The following is a 23,563-nucleotide window of genomic DNA, read 5'->3' on the forward strand; positions in this document are numbered from 1 at the left end:
GGGCGGATCGTTTCCTTAATCAGCTTATGAAGAAGTCACTCCTAGCCCTAAGCCTTTTTGCTGCCTTTCAGGCGCAGGCAGCCACAGCCACAGCCACCAGCAAGTTTGTTGAAGCCGAATCCTTTGGCGAACATGGAGGATGGGTGCTGGACACACAATTCATTGAGATCATGGGTTCGCCGTATTTGATGGCTCATGGTTTGGGCAAGCCGGTGGAGGATGCGAGTGCGACGGTGAAATCGCCGGGTGCCGGAGAATTTAAAGTCTGGGTGCGCACGAAAAACTGGGTGGGCCCTTGGGATGCACCGGGGGCGCCTGGACGTTTTCAGGTTTCGGTGAACGGAGAAAAGCTGGCGAAGGAGTTTGGGGCCGAGGGCAAGGACTGGCTTTGGGAAGATGGCGGCACGGTGACGCTGAAGGACGGCGATTTGAAGCTGGCGTTGCATGACCTGACCGGGTTCAACGGTCGGGTGGATGCGATTTATCTGACCAGTGATTTGAATGCAGCCCCTCCAGTGGAGAAAGCGGCGCTGGCAAAGTTTCGTCATGAACAACTCGGGCTACCTGCGGAGCCGCCGGTGACGAAGGAGTATGATTTGGTGGTGGTCGGCGGTGGTTATGGGGGTTTGGGTGCGGCGATCAGTGCGGCGCGTCAGGGATTGAAGGTGGCGTTGATCCAGAATCGCGGCGTGCTCGGCGGTAACGGTTCGAGTGAAGTGCAAGTGTGGGCGATGGGCGGCACACGTCGTGGGTTGTATCCGCATCTGGGCGAAATCGTGGAAGAGTTTGCCGATCGCGCCAGCAACAGCCCTGGTCGTATTGAGGAATACGGCGATGAATTGAAGGAGAAGGTCGTTCGTGCGGAAAAGAACATTGATTTGTTTTTGTTCCACCACGTCTGGAAGGTCGAGATGAAGGAGGAGAAGGGCGCCAAAAAGATTGCGGCAGTGATTGCGCTGGATGTGAAGAACAGCACGGAGAAAAAGATTCCGGGCAAATTTTTCTCTGACTGCACCGGTCACGGCACCCTTGGCGCGATGGCGGAGGCGAGCTACACGATGGCGCTGAAAGGCCACCTGGGCATGAGCAACATGTGGGTGATTCACAAGAAAGAGGCTTCTCAAGAGTGGCCAGAAACGCCTTGGGCGTTGCAGTTGACCCCGGAAGATTTTCCTGAACCCCACGCGATGAAGCCGCAGAAGGCTTCCGGCAATCAACGAAACATGGAAGGCTACCAGACCGTGGACCTGAGCAAGCTTGACCATGAAAATTTCCTCAAGGGCGAATGGTTCTGGGAGTCGGGTTTTGACAAACATCCCATCGAAGAACTCGAGCTGGTGCGCGATTGGAACCTTCGTGCGGTCTTTGGGGCCTTCAGCACGATGCGCAAAACGAACCCGGAGAAATACAAAAACTACTCCTTCGACTGGCTGGCCTACATCGGCGGCACCCGTGAGTCACGTTTGATCCAGGGGGATCTGGTGCTGACGGAGAAAGACGTGATTGCAGGCAAACAATTCCCTGATGGCTGCGTGCCAACCACCTGGGACCTTGACCTGCATTATCCTCGCGAACAGTTCATGAAGACGTATCCGGAAAATCCATTCATCTCACGCGCGGTGTTTGGTGAGGGCATCGACCGTCGCGTCGGTTATCCCGTGCCGTATCGCTGTTTCTATTCGAAGGACATCGAAAACATGTTCATGGCGGGTCGGCAGATTTCCGTGGATCGCGGCGCTCTGGGTTCAACCCGCGTGATGCGCACGATCGGCATGATGGGCGAGGTGGTCGGCAAGGCTGCTTATCTCAGTGTTCGTCATGAAACGACGCCACGGGGTGTTTATGAGCAGTATCTGGACAATTTGAAGGAGCTGATGAGCCAGCCTGGTGCCATGCGTCGCGACGGCATTGAGTCGCCTCTGTATCTGCCAGAGGGCGCGGTGAAACTGCCTCCGGTGGTGATGGATTTCATTCCTTTGGACAAGCTGGAAGGTCTGGTGATTGATGATTCCGAAGCCGAACTGACTGGCACCTGGACGCACGGCGAAGGTTTGAAGCCTTATGTTCACAAAGGGTATCACTACGGCAGGGAAAAGGGCGCGCGGGCCAAATACATCTTCAGCGTGAAGGAGAGCGGCAAATATGAAGTGCGCGTGAACTGGCAGCCTCATGAGAACCGCGGCACGTCGGTGCCGGTGAGTGTGCAAAGCGCAGAAGGAGCCAAAACCGCAACCTTGAATCAGAAGGAAAAAGCGGGGTTGGACAAAGGTTTCCATTCGCTCGGCACCTTCACTTTCAATGCCGGCGAAGAAGCTTCGGTGATCATCGGAACCGAAAACTCCGGTGGCAATGTGCATCTGGATGCCGTGCAGATTCTGCCGGCGAAGTAGGCGTTGACTCTGACTTCCCCAAATTTGATCATCCATCTCTCTGGAAGGAGGGATGGATTTTTAATTGGCTGCCTCAATGGGGCTGGAGGTTGCAAGTGATCAAGCGGTTGAGGCACTCATCAAGGCTTCCAGACGTTTGGGGCTAACGGGCTGGGCGGTGCCGAGTTCTTGGGCGAAGACTTGCACGCGGTATTCTTCGAGCATCCAGCGGAAGGTTTCACGATTGGCCTCGGAGACGTGGTTTTGCCAATCGTGAAAGTCGCTGATGAGCCACGCTTTGTCTTCGTCTTTAGCGGGGTTGATGGAGGCGCGTTCGGCGCGAATTTGCACCGCGCGAAGGTAACGAACGATGTGGGCGAGTTGACGATGGGGGGTGGTGCGCAAGAGATCGGCGGGAACGAGGCGTTCAAGATCGGCTTCGAATTCAGGGTAACGATGGGCGCTTTGTTTGATCTTGGATTTCAGTGCGTGGATTTCTTTAAAGAGCTCGCGCGTGCGATGGGTAATGACGGGGAGATCTTTGCGGGCTTTTTCGCAGAGGGCGAGGAACCGCTTTTCAGTGAGGGGATGAAGGGGGGTGAGTTGCAGGACGTGGTCGAGAATGTGATCGAACGCCATTTGTGGAAGGTCGTTGGAGACAGCGACGACACTTGAGGTTTTTGATGGGGCCTGCCAGTTGGAAAGAGCGTCTTGGAGGCTGGCGGGTTTTTTGGCAATTGGGGAACTGCCGATGGAAAGGTTTTTGAGCTCTTTGGCGAGCCAGGCGAGATCGCGTCCGATTTGGGTTTCGCCAAGTTTGCGGATGGCGGGTGGCGTGGCGGCGGTGGCGAGGGCGAGCGTGCGGAAAAGCCGGAGGTGAACTTCGCCATTGATCAAGGCGAGACCGGGATAGCCGGTGAGCGTGACATCGCCGACTTGTTCGACGATGACTTTTTCAGGAAGGTCGCCGAAGGACCAGGTGGTGAGGGCAGGTCGCTCGAATTGGCGGACGGCTTTTTCCCAGGCACCGGTGGGAATGGCGGTGGTTTTGACCTTGGCGCGGATGGCGCTGAGGTCGCGGTCGGTGATGAGGGTTTTGTTTTGTTTGTCGAGGACTTCGATGCGCGGCTGAAGATGCGCAGGCAGACTGTTGGGAGGCCAGTCGCTGGCGCTGACGGTGACAGGATAATGTCGGGTGAGATGTTGGGCAAGCGAGCTGAAGAAGTCGCCGCTACCGGGCTCAAAGCTGCGGGCGATTTCAGCCACTTTCGGATCGATGGGCATCAAGGCTCGGCGGGCGACTTTGGGCAGGGCACGGAGCAGGACGGAGATGAGTTCCTCACGCAAACCCGGAACCATCCACTGTAGCTGGGCATCGCTGAGTTGATGGGCTTGATGAAGCGGGACCTGGATGGTGACGCCGTCGTCTTCCTGGCCGGGTTTGTAGGCGTAGGTGAGGGGAAGGACGGTGTTGGTGTTGCTGAGGCCGACCTGATCCGGGAACAGGGCGAGATCGCAGTCGATGTCGTGTCCGTGAGTGAGGTCGTATTCGGTGGCGTGGAGGAAATGGGGGTTGGTGCGCGACTGGGCGGTGATGACGCGGTTGAGGTCGTGAATGGACGAAACCGGGGTGGTCTTGAAGTGCTTTTCGTAGTAGTCGAACAGGGCGTCTTCGAGGGCGTAGACGCGGTTGTTGCGAATGCGCGTGAGACTGGTTTCGATTTTCTCGCGCAGCTTCTGATTATGGGAGTGAAAGGCGTGGGGAATGGGCGTTTCATTCTGGATCAGCGCGTGGCGGATGAAAAGCTGGGTGGCGCCTTGGGGGTCGACTTTGCCGAAGTCGATTTGTTGCCGGGAGATTTCCAGTCCGTGGAGAAGATTGCGTTGCCAGACGAGGACTCGACCGGTTTTTTCCTGGAAATGAGGCTCGCTGTATTTGTGCTGGAGGAGATGGGCGGCGAGTTCGTTGATCCAGGTGTTTTCGATCTTGGCAACGGAGCGGGCGAAGAGCTGGGAGGTCTGGACAATTTCGCCGGCAACGATCCAGGCGGGTTGTTTGAGTTTCTCGGCGAGGGCGGCGTCCTTGGGGTTTTTCTCGCGGCGTTGGTAGAGATTGGAGCCAGGGAAGAGGGTGACCTGACGGTTGCCGGCGGCTTTGTAGGTGTTGCGGTCCTCGCGCATCGCGATGTGCCCGAGATGGCCGGTGAGGATACAACGATGGATGGCGGTGTCAGTGGCCTGGGCGCGGTCGGGAGGGGGCGTTTTGTGATCAAGAGCGTCGCCGAGCTGCCGCCAGACGTCGCGCCACTCGCGCATGCGGGTGAGGGAGAGGTAGTTCTTTTTGCAGAACTTGCGCAATTGATTGAGGGTGCCGGAGGGACCTTGGGCATCGGGCGCAGCCTGCCAGAGACGCAGCAGGGAAAGGAAATCGGAGTCGGGGCACCAGAACTGTTTGTGGGCGGCGGCGGCTTGTTCTTTGGCTTCCTCGGGTCGCTCGCGGGGATCGGGAATGCTGAGTCCGGCGGCGATGACGAGAAGCTCGGGCAGGGCGTCTTCTTTGCGGGCTTGAAGCAGCATGCGACCGAGAGTCGGGTCGACGGGCAGACGCGCGAGTTCGCGTCCGAGTGGACTCATTTCATGGGTGTCGTCGAGGGCACCGAGTTCGTGGAGCAGTTCGTAGCCGCTGGTGATGGAGGCCTGGACGGGCGGGTTGATGAACGGGAAGGTTTCGATGTCGCCCAGTTTGAAGGCTTTCATGCGCAGAATAACCTCGGCGAGGTTGGCGCGCTGGATTTCGGGCTGGGTAAATTTGGGGCGCTTGTCGAAGTCCTCCTGGTCGTAAAGGCGGATGCAGACGCCGTCCTGCACACGACCGGCGCGACCGGCACGTTGGTTGGCGGAGCTTTGCGAGACGGGTTCGACGGGGAGTCGTTTGGTGCGGGTGCGCGGATTGTATCGACTCATCCGGGCTAGGCCGGTGTCGACGACATAACGAATGCGGGGGATGGTGATGGATGTTTCGGCGACGTTGGTGGCGATGACGACGCGGCGTTTGGCACCGGGGCTGAAGATGCGTTGTTGTTCGGCGGAGGCCATGCGACCGAACAGGGCGAGAACTTCGAAGCCGGAGCCGAGTCGACCATCGAGCAGGTCGCGCGTTTCGCGGATGTCGCGCTCGGTGGGCATGAATACGAGCACGTCGCCATCGTGGGTTTCGATGAGGGCGTCTTCAACCGCGCTGGCGGCGACTTCGATGTGATTTTGATCGTCGAAGCTGGCGGTGGGCTGGTAGCGGATGTCGACTGGGTAGAGTCGGCCGGAAACTTCGATGATGGGGGCGTTGTCGAAGTGTTTGGAGAAGGCTTCGGTGTCGATGGTTGCCGAGGTGACCAGCAGCTTGAGGTCGGGACGTTTTTTGAGGAGGCCTTGCAGGTAGCCGAGGAGGAAGTCGATGTTGAGCGAGCGTTCGTGCGCTTCATCGAGAATGAGCATGCTATAGGCGCGCAGCATCGGATCGCCCTGAATCTCGGCGAGCAGGATGCCGTCGGTCATGAACTTGATGCGGGTGTCGCGACCGGTGTCGTCGTTGAAGCGCATTTTGCAGCCGACTTCGCGGCCCCAAGTGACTTGCAGTTCTTCGGCGACACGTTTGGAGACGCTCATGGCCGCAACTCGACGGGGCTGGGTGCAGCCGATTTTGCCGCGGATGTCGGGTCCGGCGGCTTCGAGGCACATTTTGGGCAACTGGGTGGTTTTGCCGGAACCGGTTTCTCCGGCGAGGATGACGACCTGATTCTGCCGGATGGCCGCGACGATTTCCTCGCGTCGTGCGCTGATGGGAAGATCGGGGGGATATTGAATGACAGCGGCCATGTGAGAACGAGGGCGGACACGATACACGCAGATGCTTGATGAGGAAAGTAGAAGGCCCGTCCCGGGCCTTGTGATCGACTGAAAGGCTCGAGACGGGCCTTCGGGCCTCCTACTTTAACGTTGCGAGGTGACGCGGGTGCGGGTAAGCAGCGGGCGTGTATACCGAAGTTGGATTCATTTTTGATTGGGACGGGGTGGTGATCGATTCTCACGCGCAGCATGAGGAAAGCTGGAGGTTGTTGTTTGAAGAATTGGGCAGAGCGATGCCGGGGGAGTTTTTCAAGCTGACGTTCGGGATGCGCAATCAGCAGATCATCCCGGCGTGGTTTGATTTTGTGGATGCGGAGGACAAGGCAGAAATTCAGCGGCTGGGGGATCGCAAGGAGGAACTTTATCGCGAGATCATCAAGCGCGATGGGATTGAGCCGTTGGTGGGGGTGGTGAATTTGTTGAAGGAATTGCAGGCACTGGGCATCCCGGCGGCGGTGGGTTCGTCGACGCCGAGGAAAAATCTGGACACGATCATGAGTGTGATCGGCGTGGACGGGTATTTTCAGCAAATCGTCAGCGCAGAAGACGTCAATTTTGGCAAACCGGCACCGGATGTGTTTTTGAAAGCGGCTCAGAAGATTGGTCGCGATCCGGCGAATTGTGTGGTGATCGAGGATGCGCAAGTCGGCATTGAAGCCGGCAAACGTGCGGGCATGCGAGTGGTGGCGGTGGCGACCACGCACCCGATCGAGACATTGGAAGGCTCGGATTTGCGCTTGCCGAATCTTGCCGGGGCGACGGTGGCGGGGCTTTTACCGACGACGGCGAATCTGGGTTAATCCGACGAGACCCAAAAGACAGAGAAGGGCTTGGGTGGGTTCAGGAACGACGGAGACGGTGACGGCCTGGATGCCGACATGGGAGTTGGTGCCGGTGGTGTCGGTGGTCATCACATAGCTGAGATTTAGCAGGTCACCAACCACGTCGGGACGGAAGGTGAAGGTGAACAGGGTGGGCTGTTTCGAGTTGCTGTATTCCTGACTCTGCAATGTCACTGCGGTTGCACCGTTTAAGGTGGCGGTCATGGTTCCTTGTGCGTTGAAACCGGTTGCCCAGACGCTGACGAGATATTCCTGAGCAGGGTCGCCACTAAGCGACAGCTGCACTCCACGGTTGAGGCCACCGGCGTCGAGGGAGCTATTAAATACAAGTGATTGTGGCAGATTCGTGAGGCTGGTCGGACTGTTGCCATCGGAATAACTGAAGTTTTTTAAACCGATGGATGACCCGCCACTTCCCCGCAGTGATCCCCCTCCCACGGTCGAAATGACCGAGATGTTGGCGGTGCCACCAGCTTTTCCATTGGTGGCGGCCACCGTGGTTGGAAACGGCGCGGAAACCTGAGTGAAATCCCAGATTGCCCAATCAACGGAACCGGTCGCGGTGAGATCGACCGCCGAGACGCCCGGATTGGTGAAGACCTGCCCCGCCAAAACGGCGGCGTTCAGCTGGGGTGCAAGGTGCAGGGTTATCCCAAAAGCCGCCACCATGGGCAGCAATCGCACTGACGTGATCATGGGGAATTTTTAAACATTCGCGTCCACATGGCAATCCTTCATTTCAAGGATGCCCGTGCGCGTGAAAGTGCCAGCCCATCCCGTTTGACCGGGATAGGGCATGCAGACCTCATCAGTCCTTCTTCTCCGGGTCAACGACGACCGGAGTGAAGTCTTTTTTGTTATCGAGGACCTTGTCGACAAGGCCGTAGGCAGCGGCCTGTTCGCCGGTCATGTAGTTGTCGCGGTCAGCGTCCTTGTCGACTTCCTCGGGCGATTTGCCGGTGTGGTGGGCGATAATTTTGTTGAGGCGACGCTTCAAATTATACATGAACTCGACAGTGCGCTCGACGTCGCTGGCGGTGCCTTGGGCACCACCGCTGACCTGATGGATCATGATGTGTGAGTTGGGCAGGGCGTAGCGTTTGCCTTTGGTGCCGGCGGTGAGCAACACGGCACCCATGCTCGCGGCGATGCCGATGCAGTAGGTGTTCACGTCACAGGTGACGAACTGCATGGTGTCATAAATCGCGAGACCGGCGGTGACGGAGCCGCCAGGGGAGTTGATGTAGATGTTGATGTCCTTCTTCGGATCCTGCATTTGAAGGAACAGAAGCTGGGCGATGACGATGTTGGCGACCTGGTCGTCAATGGGGGTGCCGATGAAGATGATGCGGTCCTTGAGCAGACGGCTGTAGATGTCATAAGCGCGCTCCATGCGGCCTTCGCTCTCGATCACCGTTGGGATGATGTAGTTGGAAGGACCGCTGGGCATGATGCTGGTGGGAAAGTGGTTGGTCATATGGGGAATGGTGGAGGGGGCGGTGGGGTTGTCAATGCGATCCAGCAGAAGCGTGAGGAAAGCTTGTGCGAAATTACGGATGATGATACGTTGCGATGTGACTTAGCGACGCAGGCTGGTGCCGACGAAACTCCTCTACCGGCACTCGTATCCCTAAATTCCAGCTTTGACCGTATTGGACGACATCACCGTAGAAGAATACCTCGAAGGCGAGGCATTGAGCGAGGTGCGCCATGAATACTTCGATGGCAAGGTGTTCGCGATGGCTGGTGCCAGTGCGGAGCATGAGGGAGTTTCAGGAAATTTGTTCGCCTCTCTTCATGCCCACCTAAAGGGCAAACTCTACAAGGTTTTCAAAGACGGAATGAAACTGCGACTTGAGGTTCGTGGGAAAGATCTCTTCTATTACCCCGACATCTTGGTGACGTGCCAGCCGACCGACAACAACCGGTTCTTCCGCAACAGCCCGAAACTCATCATTGAGGTGCTCTCCAAGGATGAAAACAAGGATCTGGTGGAGAAATTTTTTGCTTACCAGCGAATCGAAAGCCTGGAGGAATACGTGGTGGTGCGTCCGGACCCGAAGAATCGCGAGGCCTTTGTTTTTCGTAAAGGAACCGACTGGGATCGTCCGCTAGTGCTGACCGAAGGTTCATTGGATCTGGTTTCGGTGGGATTGACGCTGTCGATGGATGACATCTTTGACGGGGTGGGCTGAGGTAAAGCAGTTGACGATCCACCCAGAGAACGGACATCTTGAAAAATGGCCAAGGTGACTGAATCGGTGGAGGAACAAATCGGGCAACGCATCCGCGCTTTGCGCTCGGAACGGAATGTGACGCTGGATCAACTGGCCGTGGAGGTGAAACTGACCAAGGGGCAGCTTTCGAAAATCGAGAACGGCAAGGTGAGCAGTCCGGTGTCGACGTTGACACGGATTGCATCGGCGTTGGGGGCGCAGGTGGGAACCTTGTTCAACTTCAGCGATCAGGAATCACGGGCAGTGATGGTGCGCAAAGAGGATCGCAAGGAAATTGCCGGGCGCGGCTCCAAGCTGGGGCACAGCTATGAATCGCTGGCGTTTGGGCTGCCGTTTGAGAAGGACTTTGAAACGTATTTGATGACGATTGAGGAAAAGAAGATCAATCCTGCCAAAAACATTTTCAAACACCCGGGTCACGAATTTCTTTATCTGCTCGAGGGAAACATGGTCTACCGGCATGGCAGCAAGTCGTTCTCCATGAGGCCGGGGGACTCACTATTCTTTGATGGCACCATTGAGCATGGGCCGGTTTCGGTGACCGGAACTCCGGTGCGGTTTTTAAGCATCATCAGCAACCCGCGGAATTAACTCAGGCACTGCTCCCCTCGGTCAACATCAATAGTGATGGTAGTGACCGTGGCCGTAGTGGGGACGATGGTAGCTGCGGCGATAATAAACTCTTGGTGGCGGTGCGTGGTAGTAGTCATCGTAGACATAGCTGCTGCGATAATAACGACGGCGCGGTGGTGGCGGTGCATCGCCGTAGTAGCGGTCATTGGCATTGCCGACGACGGAACCAGCGATGGCACCAAGAACCCCACCGATGGCGGCACCTTCAAGGCCACGACCGCTCTGGTGTCCGATGATCCCACCAGCAGCAGCTCCAGCTAGTGCCCCGCCGACACCGCCAGCGGATTCATTGGGTCCGGCATATCCGGGACCGGAAACACAGGAGCTGAGCCCCAGGGCAAGCACCAGGGAGGCGAGACAAATGGTGGAGAGGGAATTTTTCATGGCAGAAAGTCTGGGCGGAAAGAGTCAATCAAAGCTTTCGATGCCACTGACGCCAGCAGTGTTCAATCTACGACTTCAGATGCTGGATGTGAGGGCGGGCGGGATCGTGACAGAAGATTTCTGAAAAAAATCAGAAACTCCCATCACTCGGTCACGTCGTAGACTTCGATCTTCGCAGGGTGGCCCTTCACCTCAAAATGACCACACGGTGTGAACGCGCTGCGATCCCCCTCCCATCCGGCCAGGAAGGCCCCGCTGACGAGAATAGGCTTGTCCACAATGCGTGTGAGACCTTCCAGACGGAAGGCCAGATTGACGGCATCGCCAAGCGCGGTGTTAATGCCACGACCCATGGCACCGATCGCCACTTCACCAACATGCAGTCCAATGCGGCAATCGAGGGTGATGTTTTTCTGCTCTTTGAGCAATCGACGCGTCGGAGACTCAGCGTCGCGTTCGGCTTTGCGCAAGGCACGGGCGGCCTCAAGGGCACGGGCGAGGGCATCGTGTTCGACGCTGGTCCAGTAGGCAAACACGCAGTCACCAATAAATTTGTCCACCATGGCACCGGAGCGTTTCATGATGGTGTTGCAGTCGGCATACCATTCGCGCAAAAGGTCGGCCACCTCAGCAGCCCCGAGAAGGGAACTCATCGCGGTGAATCCTTTCAAATCGCCCACAAAAAGCGTGGCGGGCTGGGTGCGCATCGGCACCGGCGTGCGTTTGAGAACCTGGGTTTTGAGTCCAATGGCGGTCAGATCCTGCGTGATGGGCTTGCCGCCTTGGTCGAACAGGAAGATCGCACTGCCGAACTGGAGCCGGTCACCGGTGCGCAGGGCGCAGGCATTGGTGAGGGCGACATCGTTGACGTAGCTGCCGTTGGCGCTGCCGAGGTCGACGAGCCAGAAATGGGCACCTTCGCGACGGATGGTGGCGTGTTGACGTGAAATTCCTGCGTCGCCAAGACGGATGCTGGCCTCCTCGCTTCTGCCGATGAGGTTAAAATCGCCAAGCGGATAGGTTTCTCCGCCGGTGAGTGCTTTTAAAAGGGCTGGCATATGATGGTGACGCCTACCTTTGAACCGAAAGCGGGAGGTGAAGTCAAGACTTGGTTTTGGCTTTCTGAAATGATGGGCAAAAAGCAGGCTTCCATGCCCGCCAAATCTTGCTCGATCAATTGGCTCAAGCTCCAGGCGAGGGAGCGGCCACGGCGGGAGGATTGCCCCCTTCACCGGGCATGCCGAATCCAAGCAGCATGGCGACTTCCTCCTGCACGGCTTCGATTTCATCGAGACGCAGCTCGGGATCACGAATGATGTAAATTTCGCCACTGCGGCGATGTTCGTAAATCAGCAGGGTGCCGTCTTCGACGTATTTCACCTCTTTCTGCACCAGTTGCTTTTTGCGCTCAAGCATCAAGGCGAGGATGTAGCGCGCATGGGTGGTGTGCGGTTCATCTTCTTCGGTGAGGCGGCGTAGCAGATCCTCGGCCCCTTCACGGTTGGCAAATTCGGCCTTGGCCTTGGCTCCGGAATCCGGCTTTACATAATCGGTCTTCCAGGAGGAAAAGGGCTGACGCTCGGCCACTTCTTCGTCCCATGCTTCGAGACTGATGTCGCGACGGATAAAATCGCCGCTGGCTTTGTCGAAGTAGATGGCGGTGTGAAACGTTTCGCCCTCTTCAAAGGGGCGTTCGGTGCGGGCACAGGCGTGTGCTCGTGACTTGAGGTTCCAGGCTTGCTGCATGATGGGATGGGCGGGTTTAGTTGCTCAACGTGCCAGCAGAGATTTGAGGGAGAGCTTTGGCAGCTCGCGGTTTTGGGAACGCATCGCGAACAGCAAAATTCCGACCGTGCTAAGCAGAACGTGGGGAAGCCAAACGGCGACAACAGCAGGAAGGTGCTGGGTCTTGCCGAGATTGAGGAACAGGTTGTCAAAGAACAGCATCACAAAGAAGAACAATACGGCGCTCGTCATGCCGCCCACCAGGCCACGCCGAGAAAACACCACGGACAGAGGCGCAGCAAACAGCACCACCACAAGACACTGCCAAGGCAGCGCAAACCGGTAGAAGAAATGCGTCCAGTAAGGGGACAACTTTTCCGCCGGCTGATTCTTGTTGGCGCTCAGGTAGGAGAGCAATTCCGGAACTCCCAGGAAATCTGGCGTCAGCGCCCCGCTCATCAACATCCAGGGCGTTTCATCGATGGTCGCGGGGAGGTCTTCACGTCCGAAATTGATGCCTTCGGTGGCGAGAGGTCGCATGCCGACCAGCTTGCCATCTTTGTAGGTCGCATGAGCCCCCACATACATGGTCCACGTGCGGCTTCCCGGCCACCAGAAGGCATTGCCCCACCAGCTTTCCACCAGGTTGCCGTTGCCATCTTCCTGTCGAACTTCCACCCGGCGCAGCTTGTTGGGCGGGGTAAGATCGCGCGGGACCGTGCCCACAAACCAGGTGCGGTGCGCTTCATTGTTGCGATACATCAATCCGCGGATGCGCGCATCCTTGTTTTTGCCGCCTTCACTTTCCGCCAGCAATTGCTCCATATCCCCGGCCGCAGTGGGAGCCCACTGGTAATTGGACGCCATGCTCAGAAACGCCATGAACCCACCCACCAGATAGATCGGGCGCAGCACCTGGAGCATGCTTTTGCCGGTGCCGAGCATGGAGATCAACTCGTTGGTGCGCGACATCCGCCCCAGCACGTAAAGGGTGGACAGCAGCAGGGTGATGGGTGCCACCGTCACAAAAATCGTCGGACCAAGGCGGAGGTAATACATCAACATGTCCGTGGTGCCGATTTTGCTGTCCTGAAAATTCTGCATGTTGTCCAGAAGGTCCATCACCACCCAAAGGGTGAAAAAGGCGACCAAACAAAACACCAGCGGCTGCAGAAAGGACCGCAGCACGTAGCGCTCCATGATCTTGCAACTGGCGTAGTAGGTCATCGCCACCGGCGGTGCCAACACCAGACCGATCATCATCAGCAAATGTGCTACCGAAGCCAATCCAGAAAACTCTTCTCCAGAAACGGAGGTCACCCTCGTCTCCCACTGGGCAAAAAGCATGCTGCCCAGCACCACCGCCGCGAGATAGCCACACATCCACCAGGTGGGTCGGATCATGGCCCCCAGGTTCGGGTAAACTTGAATGATTCTGATATGGTAGATAATCCCGGCCAGCAGCGCAAAAAGCCTCAAATAGGAAAGCAGGTAGGTGGCAACCTCTGGAACCAACGATCGATCGGGTGCCCATTCCATGCCAAAAGTCGCCAGGGGATCATCCGGCGGCGGAGGCACATACGCCATGTGATAACCGCCCGCCTGCGCCAAAGCCACCATGGCCAGGGCGACCAGCATCGCATACGCCCACAACTGGGGGGAGCGACGCAGCCAGCGCACCACATGATTGCACAAATTCTGAATAAGGTTGAGAAAACGGCGCATCGAGATCAAGACAGCCGCCTTCCATAAAACCATCTGCCCCAAAAAGCAAATGGGGCTCCGGGGACCCCTCAAAAATCGCTTCATTAACAACATCTCCCGACCCGACATTCTACTGGTCATCAAACCCGCCTGCGCTTTAATGATTGAAACGAATCTCCACCCCGCTTCATGACGTTCCGCTTCCGCCTGTCTTCCATCACCATGCCCCGTTGGGAGGCGATCCTCACCCGCTGCCTGCTCGCCTGGTTGTTGTGGAATGCGCTGCCCTACGCCATTCCGCCATGGACCAGTCAGCCGCATCCCACCGGTCTCGGCCACTTTTTCGACTTCACCTGGCTGTCCACCCCCGCCAACTACGAACTGGCAAATCTTGTCTCCCGCTCCGGCATCATCCTTTTCGCCCTCGGGGTGCTGCCCGTGTTTGGCCTTTGCGGCTTTCTCGTCCTCGACATCTCGCTTCACAGCCTCGCTTCATCCCAAGGCTTTCAAGGACACGGTGCCCAAGTCAACGGCCTGCTCGCCCTCGGCCTGCTCGGCGGATACCTCTGGCACGCCGCCCAACGCTGGAAAGTCTGGAACCCGCTGCACCAGCCCCTGCTCTTCGACGCCGGAAGCGCCGCCGCCTCCGCCCTGCAAGGCGCACGGATCATGCTCGCCGCCACCTATGTGGTCTCCGGATTGAGCAAAGTCACCAAAGGCGGGATCGACTGGCCCCTGCGCGGCGATTCCTTCGTCTTGCAAATCCTCAAGGCACAGGATGAAATGCGCGCCACCCACATCCACACCGAACTTACTTCTTCAGCCGTGGCATTCGGTGAATTCCTCGCGGCCCATCCCGCCCTAGCCAGCCTCATGCTCTGCGGGGCCCTCGCTCTCGAACTCGGCGCCTTTCTCGCCCTGCTCGGACGCCGCTGGGCACTCGCCATCGGCATCGGCCTTCTTGTTTTTCACAAAAGCAACCACTGGCTCATGGGCCTCCCCTTCAAAGCCAATCAATGGGCTCTCTGGTTCCTTTTCATCATGCCCCTCCACTGGCTGGTGCAGATCCCCAAATCGCTCTATTATAAAAACAAAACCATCAGCGACCAGCACGCACCTTCCTTACTTCCCATTTGGAAGCGACTCGCCAAACATCCCGTCACCATCGCCCTTTTACTTGCCTTTTTCCTGCTCTGGCGTGGCGACTGGTATCCGTTCTCCAACTTTCCCATGTATTCAAGCCTCAAAGCCTCCACCAACTCGCTGCTGGCAACGGATCTGAATGGCAACCTCATCCCTTTCCAATCCCTCGGAACCAATGCCCCCACCGTCAAAAAAATGCTGCGCACCGAGCTCAAACTGCGGCGCGACGCCGGCGAATTCAAAAGTTACGACGACGTGCAGCCCGGCACCTACCGCGCCGCCATCGAAAAAGTCGTCGCCGCCATGATGGCCGTCCCCGGCAGTGAGTTCCAATCCCATCAAGCTTTCCGCATCGTCCGAAAAGACTATGTCGCCAAGGATGGCGAGGTCATCATCAACTCCCAGATCCTCGGCGAATTCCCGGCCGTCACCACTCCTCCCCCGCCCCAGGCCCCTGCTGCGGCACTGCCATGATCCAGTTCGCCTCCGACACCGACAGCCCACCTGACCGACCCAGCCTCGCCGCACGCATGGCCGAGGCATTCTCAGCAGACGGACTCTTCTCTGCCTCGCCGGACTTCGAATTCCGTCCGCAGCAACAACGCATGGCCAAAATCATCGGCAAAGCCCTCGAAAAATCCAAACCCGTCGTCATCGAAGCCGCCACCGGCGTCGGCAAGTCGCTCGCCTATCTGCTTCCCTCCATCATCCACGCCTTGGAGCACCACAAAAAGGCCATCATCAGCACCCACACCATCAACCTCCAGGAGCAGCTCCTCCACAAAGACCTTCCCATCCTCGCCAAGCTGCTCGACGGCAAACCCTTTCGCGCCGAACTGCTCAAAGGACGCGGCAACTACCTCTGCCCCCAGCGACTCGAACGCGCCTTCCAGGGCACACCCGACCTCTTCACCACCGCTGAACAGGCCGATCTCAAACGCATCTGGGAATGGAGTCAAACCACCAAGGACGGCACCCTCAGCGACCTCGACTTCAGCCCCAGCCCCAAAGTCTGGAGCCAGTGCTGCTCCGAAGCCCATCTCTGCACCCCCCGGCGCTGTGGTCAATCCCGCTGCTTCTACCAGGCCGCCCGCAAACGCCTCATCGAAGCTGACGTCATCGTTCTTAACCACACGCTGTTCTTCTCCCTCCTCTCCTCCTCCGAAGATCTGCTCCCCGAAGACGCCAACTTCCTCCTGCCCAACGACTTCCTCATCGTCGACGAAGCCCACACGATTGAAAACGTTGCCGCCCGGGCCTTTGGACTCCACCTCTCCGAATCCCAGCTGCGCTTCGAACTCCAGCGACTCTTCAATCCCCGCACCCGCAAAGGTTATTTCCCCCACCAAGGAGACGGACCCGGTGCCCTCGCCGTGCGTGATGCACTCGACGCCTCAGAAAACTTCTTCGGTGCCCTCCAGGCCAGCTCGCACTTTCCGCACCCCTTCTCCCGCGAGTTTCGCGTGCGCGAGCCTAATCTCATCGAAGACACCCTCTCCGTTCCCCTCGACCGCGTCATCAACCACGCCAAACATGCGGGCGATGCCGCCAAAAACGAAGCCACCCGGCTCGAACTCCACGATCTCGCCCGCCGCCTCGCCGCCGCCAAAGGCACCGTCACCACGTTTCTCGACCAAAGCGAAGAGGAAGAACACGTCTACTGGACAGAACGCCACCAAGGCAGCGAGTTTTCCAACGTCAGCATGCACAGCGCCCCCATCGACGTCAGTCCCCAGTTAAAAAACCTTTTTTTCCGTGGCGACCGGCCCTGCATCCTCACCAGCGCCACCCTCGGCACCGGCGAGAAAGAAGACCTCAGCTACTTCCGCAATCGCGTCGGCGCCGAACGCACCGTTGCCGTGAAAATCGACAGCCCCTTCGATTTCGCCAAGCAGATGCGCCTCTACCTCGCCAAAAACATCCCGCCCCCTGGCACCAAGGAACACGAAGCCGCCCTGCCCGAATGGATTGAGCACTTCCTGCACATGTCCCAAGGTCGCGCCTTCGTTCTTTTCACCAGCAACGCCCAGATGACCCGCATCGCGGAAGAAATCGAACCCTTCTGCACCAAACAAGGCTGGCAGCTCCTCGTTCAGGGCCGCGGCCTCCCCCGCCATCAGCTCCTCGCCGAATTCCGACGCGACACCCACAGCGTCCTGTTCGGCACCGAAAGCTTCTGGACCGGCGTCGACGTCCCCGGCGAAGCCCTCAGCAACGTGATCATCACCAAACTCCCCTTCGCCGTCCCCGACCATCCCCTCACCGCCGCCCGCATGGAACACATCGAGGACTCCGGCGGCAATGCCTTTGCCCAATACTCGGTTCCCGAAGCCATCCTCAAGCTCCGTCAAGGAGTGGGTCGACTCATCCGCAGCAACAAGGATCAAGGCATCTGCGCCATTCTCGACAACCGCATTCTTACCAAGCCTTATGGCCGCACCTTTCTCGCCGCCATGCCAAACTGTCCAGTCGAAGTCGTTATATTGTAAATATTTCCCGCCAAAAAACCATTAGCCTCATTGCTATAAGTTGAATCAAAAATTAACTCGACGACATTCGGGGCCTCACTCCTCCTTCGATGAAACCGTCGCTGTTTTCCGCCATCACTCTTGCTGCGGCGTTTTCCGCTCCGGCCTGTTTCGGTTTCACTATTGAACTCGATTACAGCCTCACCGACACCACCAGCGGCTTTTTCAGCAATGCCGCTGCAAAAGCTGCGGTCGATGCCGCCGCAGCCGACATCAGCGCCCTTCTCGCCCCGACCCTCCTCACCGCCATTTCCCCTGCCGGCACTCCCAACGTCGACAACATCACCGGAACTGCCGGGGGGTCATCAGCGACCGCCAACTGGTCATACGACTTCACGGATCCCGATCTCGGCGGCACCGTCACCATCGCCAGTCCCTCCCTCGCCGCCAACACCATTCGCATCTACGTCGGTGCCCAACCCCTTTCCGGCACCACCCTTGGCATGGGAGGCCCAAGCGGGGCAGGCATCGGCTTGTCGGCCTCCATATCGGGGGGCACTTTTGGGACTGCCGTCGACAATATGGAGACCCTCTCCAACACCTACATGGGTCGCGGTGCCGGGCCCACCATCGGAAGCCTGTCCGGCAGCATCGGCAGCGAATCATACACCCTTTCCTACGGCATGGCCATCGGCCAGTTGTGGTTCGACAACGATGGCAGCACCACTTGGAATTTCGACCACACCGCCACCACCTTCACTGGATCCGACCTCTACAGCGTCGCCCTTCATGAAATCCTTCACGCCATCGGCTTTGGTGAGTCCGAGACCTGGGAAGAGAATGTCATCGGAAACGAATGGCAGGGAGTCACCGTCTCCGGCATCCTGGGTGGCTCCACGGCAATCATCGACGGCAGCGGATCGCATTTGATTGAAAACCTCATGAGTTGGACCCTGGGCATCGGGGCGGGTGCCCCATCAACCTCAACCCTGCAGGAGGTGGTTATGGACCCTACCCTCACCCAGGGAACCCGCAAATACCTTACCCTGCTGGACGCCGCCATTCTTACCGACTTGGGTTATGCGACAGTCATTCCCGAACCCTCCCGTGCGCTGCTTCTTCTGTTCGGTTTTGCCCTTCTGCACACCCGCCGCCGCCGCTGAGCGTGTCTCGTCACATAGGCCTTGAGGTAAAACTTCGCGATCCGTCTTTCCGGCCGAACTAAAGTTCCAGCTGAATCCCAAGCTCGATCACCTGTCTCGAAGGCAGCTCAAAATAACCCGTTGCCGGTCTCGCCATGCGCGACAGCAACACAAACACTTTCTTCCGCCAACGCGCCATCGCCCCGCGCCCATCCGTCAGCAACAACTCGCGACTCTGGTAATAACTCACCCCACCGCGCTTGGTGATCTTTCGTTCCTGAAACACCGCAGACAGATCGCGCATCACGTTCGGCGATTCCGCGAAGCCATAGTTGAGGATCACCCGGAAGAACGACCCATGCAGTTCCACAATTTCCGTTCGTCGTTCCGCCGGAATGTAGGGTTCCTCAGCAAACTTCACGGTCAACAGCACTGCCGTGTCATGCAACACCTTGTTGTGCTTGAGATGATGCAACAACACCAGCGGCAACCCCTCGGCTGACGACGACAAAAACACCCCGATCCCCGCCACTCTTACGATACGGTCCGCCTTCAACTCGTCCACCACGTGCGACACCGGCACCAAGGCCCGCAGCACCCGCTTCATCAAAATGGCCCGTCCATCCCGCCACGTTTTCATGATCACCACCAACACCAGTGTGATCACCAGCGGGATCCACGCCCCATGCAGCAGCTTGGTCAAGCTCCCTGCCAGATACCCCAATTCCAACGTCAAAAACAGCGCCACCGGCAGCGCCGCCTTCCAAATTGGCCACAACCACAGCTTGCGCATGATCATGAACAGCAGCCCGCTCGTCAACACCATCACCGATGACACCGAAAGCCCGTAAGCTGCCGCCAGTGCCGACGACTTCTGAAACACCGCCACCAACGCCAGACAGGCTACCAGCAGCAGGAAATTCACCTGCGGCATGTAAATCTGTCCACGCACATCCGACGAGGTATGCACAATTTTCAACCTCGGCACAAACCCCAGCTGCACCGCCTGCTGCGTCAGCGAAAACACCCCAGTGATCATCGCCTGAGAAGCAATCGCCGTCGCCATCGTCGCCAGTAACACCAGCGGGATCGTCATCGACTCCGGTGCCAGCCGGAAAAACGGATGCTCAATCGCCGAAGCATCATGCAGGAGCAGCGCGCCTTGGCCCAGATAGTTCAACATCAACGCCGGATAGGCCGCAAAAAACCACGACCGGTTCATCGCCCTCCGCCCAAAATGACCAATGTCCGCAAACAATGCCTCACACCCCGTTACCGCCAGCAACACCGTCCCCATCACATGCAGCGCCTCGCCCCGTTCATAGATCAAATAGCTGACCCCATAATGCGGCGAAAACGCCCGCAATACATCTGGATGCTCCGCCACATGCACCACTCCCAAAGTGGCCAGCGTCGCAAACCACACCATCATGATCGGCCCGAAACTCACTCCAATTTTCGCGGTGCCAAACTTCTGCACCCAAAAAATCCCGATGATGATCACCGACGCCATCGCCGGAATCGCCCAATCCGGAAAATCCACCTTCAACTGCTCCAACCCCTCCACCGCCGACAATACCGAGATCGCCGGCGTGATCATCCCATCCCCATACATCATCGCCGCCGCCACCAGCACAATCATCCCCAAAATCGACACCGCCTTCCGATCCAACCCCACCTTTGACTGACGCAACAGCCCATACAACGCAAAAGTTCCGCCCTCCCCGTGAAAATCTGCCCGCGTTAAAATCAGCAGATACTTTACCGTAACGATCACCGTCAACGACCAGATCATCAACGAAACCGGCCCCAGCACCGTCAGCTCATTCCCCGGCTCAAACCGACCGTGCGCCAGACACTCCCGCAACGCATACAGCGGACTTGTGCCAATGTCCCCATACACCACACCGAGCGCAAGAAGCGCCATCGTCCAATTGGAAGCTTTGGGGTTAGACATCAGACCGCACCGCAATGGTGAGGCGCGCCATGTATGCCCTGACTACGCCAATTGGCAAGCGAATCCACATCGCGGCCACAATCTCCATTCTTCCTTCCCCGGGAGAAAGGCACCCTTTCTCCCGGTCAGTTGACGCCGTTTATCAAATTAAACCATGCTGTGCAGTCCCACCACATTGCCCTCCGTATCTTCAAAAATCCCGATGAAGCCATGTGGCGCAATGTCCATGCGACCTCGAATCACCTTGCCCCCTGCCGCCGTGATGCGCTCCAGCACGGCGTCCAGTTCGCCTTCCACATTCAGATAAATGATCGTGCCACCTGGACCCGGTTTGCATCCCTCCATCAGCGTGATCGCCCCACCGACTCCCTTGTCCTGCTCATACGCAAAAATGCCCATTCGGCAACCCTCCATCTCGGCAGGCGTCAACGACTCCGCCAGGATCGTCTCGTAAAAAGCCTTGGCGCGTTCAAAGTCGGCCACGTAAATTTCAAACCAGTTCAGTGCGTTGTTTTTCATAAGATTGAATAAGGATGTGTTTTGTTGTTTAAAGCCGCCGCGAAGAATGAACTCGCTGGCATGTCCCCATCCAACCACCCCCTGCTGACAACCCTATGTCAGGAGTGAATCAAAATTTTTTCATCCACCGGCTCGTGCCCCTCCGCCATCGATTGCGCAACCTCGCGCACCGACTCCCGCAAACCCAGCGGCCCCACCACCTCCATCCCCCTTCCAAAACTCAGCAGCCACCCCACCGTCCACTCCAGCGAATACGTCAGCATCTCCACCTGAACCCTTCCTCCGCGAATCTCCACCACCTGCAACGGCGTCCCCGGCATCTCCCGATACACGCGGTCCATCACCTGACGCTCAAAAACCACCGTCACCGGCAACGTATCCAAACCCTCCAGCACACTCTTCAGGAACTCCTTCAGCGAAAACTCCTCATGTCCCGCAAAACACTGCGGCATTACCTCCCAGCCCACCATCCGGTCCAGCCGGAAATCCCGAAAATCCTTCCGTAGCCGGCAAAACGCCACCAGATGCCAGTGATGGCCATAAAACGTCAACCCCAGCGGCTCCACCGTCCTTGAACTGATCTCCCCACGTCCTCCTGCGTCATACCTCAGCTCCACTTCCTGCCGCCGCACCACCGCCTGCTGCAACGGCATCAACGCACGATGCTCATCTTCCCGCCGCTGCGACCGCGCTCCCTGCCCCACCTGCACCACATGCTTCAGCCGGTTGAGATACTCCCTTCGCTCCCTCGGCATCACCGACTTCACCTTTAACAAAGCCGACCGCAAAGCCCCCCTCAACGACTCATCCGCCACCTGCTCCGTCACCTCGCCACTGAGAAACAGCGCCGCCGCCTCATCCTCCGTAAACATCACCGGCGGCACATGATACCCCTTCATGAGGCTGTATCCCACCCCCGCCTCCGCCACAATCGGCACCCCCGCCTCCCCCAGCGCCGCCAGATCCCGGTAAACCGTGCGCACACTGATCTCAAAATGCGCCGCCACTTGTTCCGCCGTGATGACCCGCTGCCCTTGCAGCAACAAAATCATCCCCGTCAGCCGGTCAATGCGGTTCATGTCTCCATCATCCAGCGCCAGGCTTCATTGGCAACTATTTCAGCTGACCCCGCCCTCCGAGCAGTTGCGCAGAACATCAACCCATGGCATGCTTCGTCATGAGCACGCTCACCGCCATTCTGGAACCCGATCCAGACGGAACCCTGCATCTTCCCCTTCCCGAAGACATGCGCTCTGGAAAAATTAAAATCGTGGCGACTCTCGAAATCGCCGAGCTGCAATCAAAACCATCTCCACTGGGAATGTGGAAAGGAAAGCTGGAACTTCTTCCTGGTTGGAATGAACCCCTCGAAGATCTTAAAGACTATACCAAGTGAAGCTCCTTCTGGACACCAATGCATTCCTCTGGATGACCTTGGACGCTCCAGAGCTAACCGCCCGAGCTCGCCAAACTATCGCTAACCCAGACGCTATTCACTTGATCAGCGTCGCCACCCTCTGGGAAATCGCGATCAAAGACGGATTGGGAAAGCTACGTCTTCATTCTCCCCTAGAATTAATGCTCCGCGACATCAGCCCCGCCTATGGCCTTCTGCGACTGCCCATCGAAGACGATCATTTGATCGCCTATCGCAACCTGCCGCTTCATCACCGCGACCCATTTGACCGGATCATCATCGCCCAAGCCCTCAGTGAAAACCTCGTAGTGATCAGCAGCGACGCTGCATTTGATGCCTATGGAATCACGCGGATCTGGTGAGCTATCTGAAGGTAAGATCTATCCCTTTCTCTTCGATTTCGGTTTCACCATCCCCCAAACCTTCCAAAGCACCGCCAGCGCCGCCACACTCCCCGCCACCAGCATCAACCACGGCAAATGATGTTCCACCGTGGTGCTCATCATCGGCTGCTGCTGCATCAACTCACTCAGCTGATACCGATACCGCACCTCGTTGCCATGGGCATTGAGCTGCCTGGAATTGGTCGCCACAATCGGACTCGCATACTTGGTGGTGTAATTCACAAAATTGAAATCCGGCAACCCGTTTGGCAGCGCCATTCCTCCCCCCAGCTGCCGCTCAATCACCATCCCCTTCTCGGTCTTCTCCTTCGTGAATTTCCCCGCCAGCACCACCGCCTGCGGATGCAAGGCCACCGCCTCGTTCCACGCTTCCAGCGAATCAAAACTCAAAACCATCTTCACCACCGGCTGCCGCCCCTGCCTCAACTCATGGCTCAACAGCCGCACCCCGCTCACCTTGTCGAGATGCTCCTTGATCTTCGCCGCCGTCACCTGCCCTTGGACCTCCGAAAACTTTCCGACCAACGAATCCGGCAACGTCAAAGTAATCCGCGCCTCACCGGACAAGTTCTCCTTGATCGTCATCTCCTCCTCGTAATCCAAACAGCCGCTCAGCAGCAGCACCGCAGCCAGCGAACCCAAACATGATTTTAGCGAAAAGGACATCGCCAATGGAAAAGCCGGAAACTTCGCACTTGGCAAGCCACAAATTCAGC

General features: G+C 57.8%; 20 protein-coding genes. 9 read left to right on the forward strand and 11 right to left on the reverse strand.

The window, feature by feature from the left end; all coding sequences use genetic code 11:
* Positions 1-26: 26 nt before the first annotated feature.
* Entirely contained in the window at positions 27-2,390 is a 2,364-nt protein-coding gene (locus FEM03_RS06325) for an FAD-dependent oxidoreductase (RefSeq protein ID WP_138085346.1), read from the forward strand.
* Between the two features lie 99 nt (positions 2,391-2,489).
* Here the strand turns inward: FEM03_RS06325 and hrpA are convergent, their stop codons facing one another.
* A complete protein-coding gene (gene hrpA, locus FEM03_RS06330; RefSeq protein ID WP_276609646.1) occupies positions 2,490-6,269 on the reverse strand; it encodes an ATP-dependent RNA helicase HrpA in 3,780 nt (1,259 codons plus the stop codon).
* A gap of 128 nt (positions 6,270-6,397) precedes the next feature.
* On the opposite strand from hrpA, the gene FEM03_RS06335 reads away from it, so the two are divergent.
* Positions 6,398-7,072: an HAD family hydrolase gene (locus FEM03_RS06335; protein WP_138085348.1), complete on the forward strand. Its 675-nt coding sequence runs from the start codon at positions 6,398-6,400 to the stop codon at positions 7,070-7,072.
* Here FEM03_RS06335 and FEM03_RS06340 read toward each other — a convergent pair.
* Both FEM03_RS06340 and FEM03_RS06345 read right to left on the reverse strand, forming a co-directional pair.
* Entirely contained in the window at positions 7,046-7,810 is a 765-nt protein-coding gene (locus FEM03_RS06340) for a hypothetical protein (RefSeq protein ID WP_138085349.1), read from the reverse strand. The genes FEM03_RS06335 and FEM03_RS06340 overlap by 27 nt on opposite strands.
* A 112-nt stretch (positions 7,811-7,922) precedes the next feature.
* Positions 7,923-8,591: an ATP-dependent Clp protease proteolytic subunit gene (locus FEM03_RS06345; protein WP_206170897.1), complete on the reverse strand. Its 669-nt coding sequence runs from the start codon at positions 8,589-8,591 to the stop codon at positions 7,923-7,925.
* A 166-nt stretch (positions 8,592-8,757) separates the two neighbouring features.
* Here FEM03_RS06345 and FEM03_RS06350 point away from each other — a divergent pair, with 166 nt between their 5' ends.
* Both FEM03_RS06350 and FEM03_RS06355 read left to right on the forward strand, forming a co-directional pair.
* Positions 8,758-9,309: a Uma2 family endonuclease gene (locus FEM03_RS06350; RefSeq protein ID WP_166442673.1), complete on the forward strand. Its 552-nt coding sequence runs from the start codon at positions 8,758-8,760 to the stop codon at positions 9,307-9,309.
* A 45-nt stretch (positions 9,310-9,354) separates the two neighbouring features.
* Positions 9,355-9,942, forward strand: coding sequence for a helix-turn-helix domain-containing protein (locus FEM03_RS06355; protein WP_138085351.1), 588 nt, complete (start codon positions 9,355-9,357; stop codon positions 9,940-9,942).
* A 27-nt stretch (positions 9,943-9,969) separates the two neighbouring features.
* Here the strand turns inward: FEM03_RS06355 and FEM03_RS06360 are convergent, their stop codons facing one another.
* The 4 genes from FEM03_RS06360 to FEM03_RS06375 all read right to left on the reverse strand — a co-directional run bounded on the left by FEM03_RS06360 (position 9,970) and on the right by FEM03_RS06375 (position 13,818).
* The gene (locus FEM03_RS06360; RefSeq protein WP_138085352.1) at positions 9,970-10,368 is read right to left on the reverse strand and encodes a glycine zipper domain-containing protein; all 399 of its coding nucleotides are present in this window, start codon (positions 10,366-10,368) and stop codon (positions 9,970-9,972) included.
* A gap of 143 nt (positions 10,369-10,511) precedes the next feature.
* Positions 10,512-11,426 carry an adenylate/guanylate cyclase domain-containing protein gene (locus FEM03_RS06365; protein ID WP_166442674.1) on the reverse strand — a complete coding sequence of 305 codons (915 nt, stop codon included), beginning with the start codon at positions 11,424-11,426 and terminating at the stop codon, positions 10,512-10,514.
* Between the two features lie 124 nt (positions 11,427-11,550).
* The gene (locus FEM03_RS06370) at positions 11,551-12,114 is read right to left on the reverse strand and encodes a hypothetical protein (RefSeq protein ID WP_138085354.1); all 564 of its coding nucleotides are present in this window, start codon (positions 12,112-12,114) and stop codon (positions 11,551-11,553) included.
* A gap of 24 nt (positions 12,115-12,138) precedes the next feature.
* A complete protein-coding gene (locus FEM03_RS06375; protein ID WP_166442675.1) occupies positions 12,139-13,818 on the reverse strand; it encodes an LptF/LptG family permease in 1,680 nt (559 codons plus the stop codon).
* A gap of 168 nt (positions 13,819-13,986) precedes the next feature.
* On the opposite strand from FEM03_RS06375, the gene FEM03_RS06380 reads away from it, so the two are divergent.
* The 3 genes from FEM03_RS06380 (at position 13,987) to FEM03_RS06390 (ending at position 18,571) form a co-directional block, all read left to right on the forward strand.
* Positions 13,987-15,414 (forward strand): hypothetical protein, encoded by a 1,428-nt coding sequence (locus FEM03_RS06380; RefSeq protein WP_166442676.1) that lies wholly within the window; start codon positions 13,987-13,989, stop codon positions 15,412-15,414.
* Positions 15,411-17,429 (forward strand): ATP-dependent DNA helicase, encoded by a 2,019-nt coding sequence (locus FEM03_RS06385; RefSeq protein ID WP_138085357.1) that lies wholly within the window; start codon positions 15,411-15,413, stop codon positions 17,427-17,429. Before FEM03_RS06380 ends, FEM03_RS06385 begins: the two co-directional genes overlap by 4 nt.
* A gap of 89 nt (positions 17,430-17,518) precedes the next feature.
* Positions 17,519-18,571: a PEP-CTERM sorting domain-containing protein gene (locus FEM03_RS06390; protein ID WP_138085358.1), complete on the forward strand. Its 1,053-nt coding sequence runs from the start codon at positions 17,519-17,521 to the stop codon at positions 18,569-18,571.
* 58 nt (positions 18,572-18,629) lie between these two features.
* Here the strand turns inward: FEM03_RS06390 and FEM03_RS06395 are convergent, their stop codons facing one another.
* From FEM03_RS06395 to FEM03_RS06405, 3 genes are all read right to left on the reverse strand, one after another.
* Positions 18,630-20,477 (reverse strand): potassium transporter Kup, encoded by a 1,848-nt coding sequence (locus tag FEM03_RS06395; protein ID WP_240772686.1) that lies wholly within the window; start codon positions 20,475-20,477, stop codon positions 18,630-18,632.
* A 177-nt stretch (positions 20,478-20,654) separates the two neighbouring features.
* Positions 20,655-21,026, reverse strand: a complete 372-nt coding sequence (locus FEM03_RS06400; RefSeq protein WP_138085359.1) for a VOC family protein — start codon at positions 21,024-21,026, stop codon at positions 20,655-20,657.
* A 98-nt stretch (positions 21,027-21,124) separates the two neighbouring features.
* Entirely contained in the window at positions 21,125-22,105 is a 981-nt protein-coding gene (locus FEM03_RS06405; protein ID WP_138085360.1) for a helix-turn-helix transcriptional regulator, read from the reverse strand.
* Between the two features lie 98 nt (positions 22,106-22,203).
* Here FEM03_RS06405 and FEM03_RS06410 point away from each other — a divergent pair, with 98 nt between their 5' ends.
* Together FEM03_RS06410 and FEM03_RS06415 are read left to right on the forward strand one after the other, a co-directional pair.
* Complete coding sequence (locus FEM03_RS06410; protein ID WP_138085361.1) at positions 22,204-22,422, forward strand: hypothetical protein; 219 nt, start codon at positions 22,204-22,206, stop codon at positions 22,420-22,422.
* Positions 22,419-22,805: a type II toxin-antitoxin system VapC family toxin gene (locus FEM03_RS06415; RefSeq protein ID WP_138085362.1), complete on the forward strand. Its 387-nt coding sequence runs from the start codon at positions 22,419-22,421 to the stop codon at positions 22,803-22,805. Before FEM03_RS06410 ends, FEM03_RS06415 begins: the two co-directional genes overlap by 4 nt.
* An 18-nt stretch (positions 22,806-22,823) precedes the next feature.
* Here the strand turns inward: FEM03_RS06415 and FEM03_RS06420 are convergent, their stop codons facing one another.
* Positions 22,824-23,513 carry a hypothetical protein gene (locus tag FEM03_RS06420; RefSeq protein ID WP_138085363.1) on the reverse strand — a complete coding sequence of 230 codons (690 nt, stop codon included), beginning with the start codon at positions 23,511-23,513 and terminating at the stop codon, positions 22,824-22,826.
* Between the last annotated feature and the right edge of the window lie 50 nt (positions 23,514-23,563).

Origin of the sequence: Phragmitibacter flavus (genome assembly GCF_005780165.1) — a bacterium.
Taxonomy (GTDB): domain Bacteria; phylum Verrucomicrobiota; class Verrucomicrobiia; order Verrucomicrobiales; family Verrucomicrobiaceae; genus Phragmitibacter; species Phragmitibacter flavus.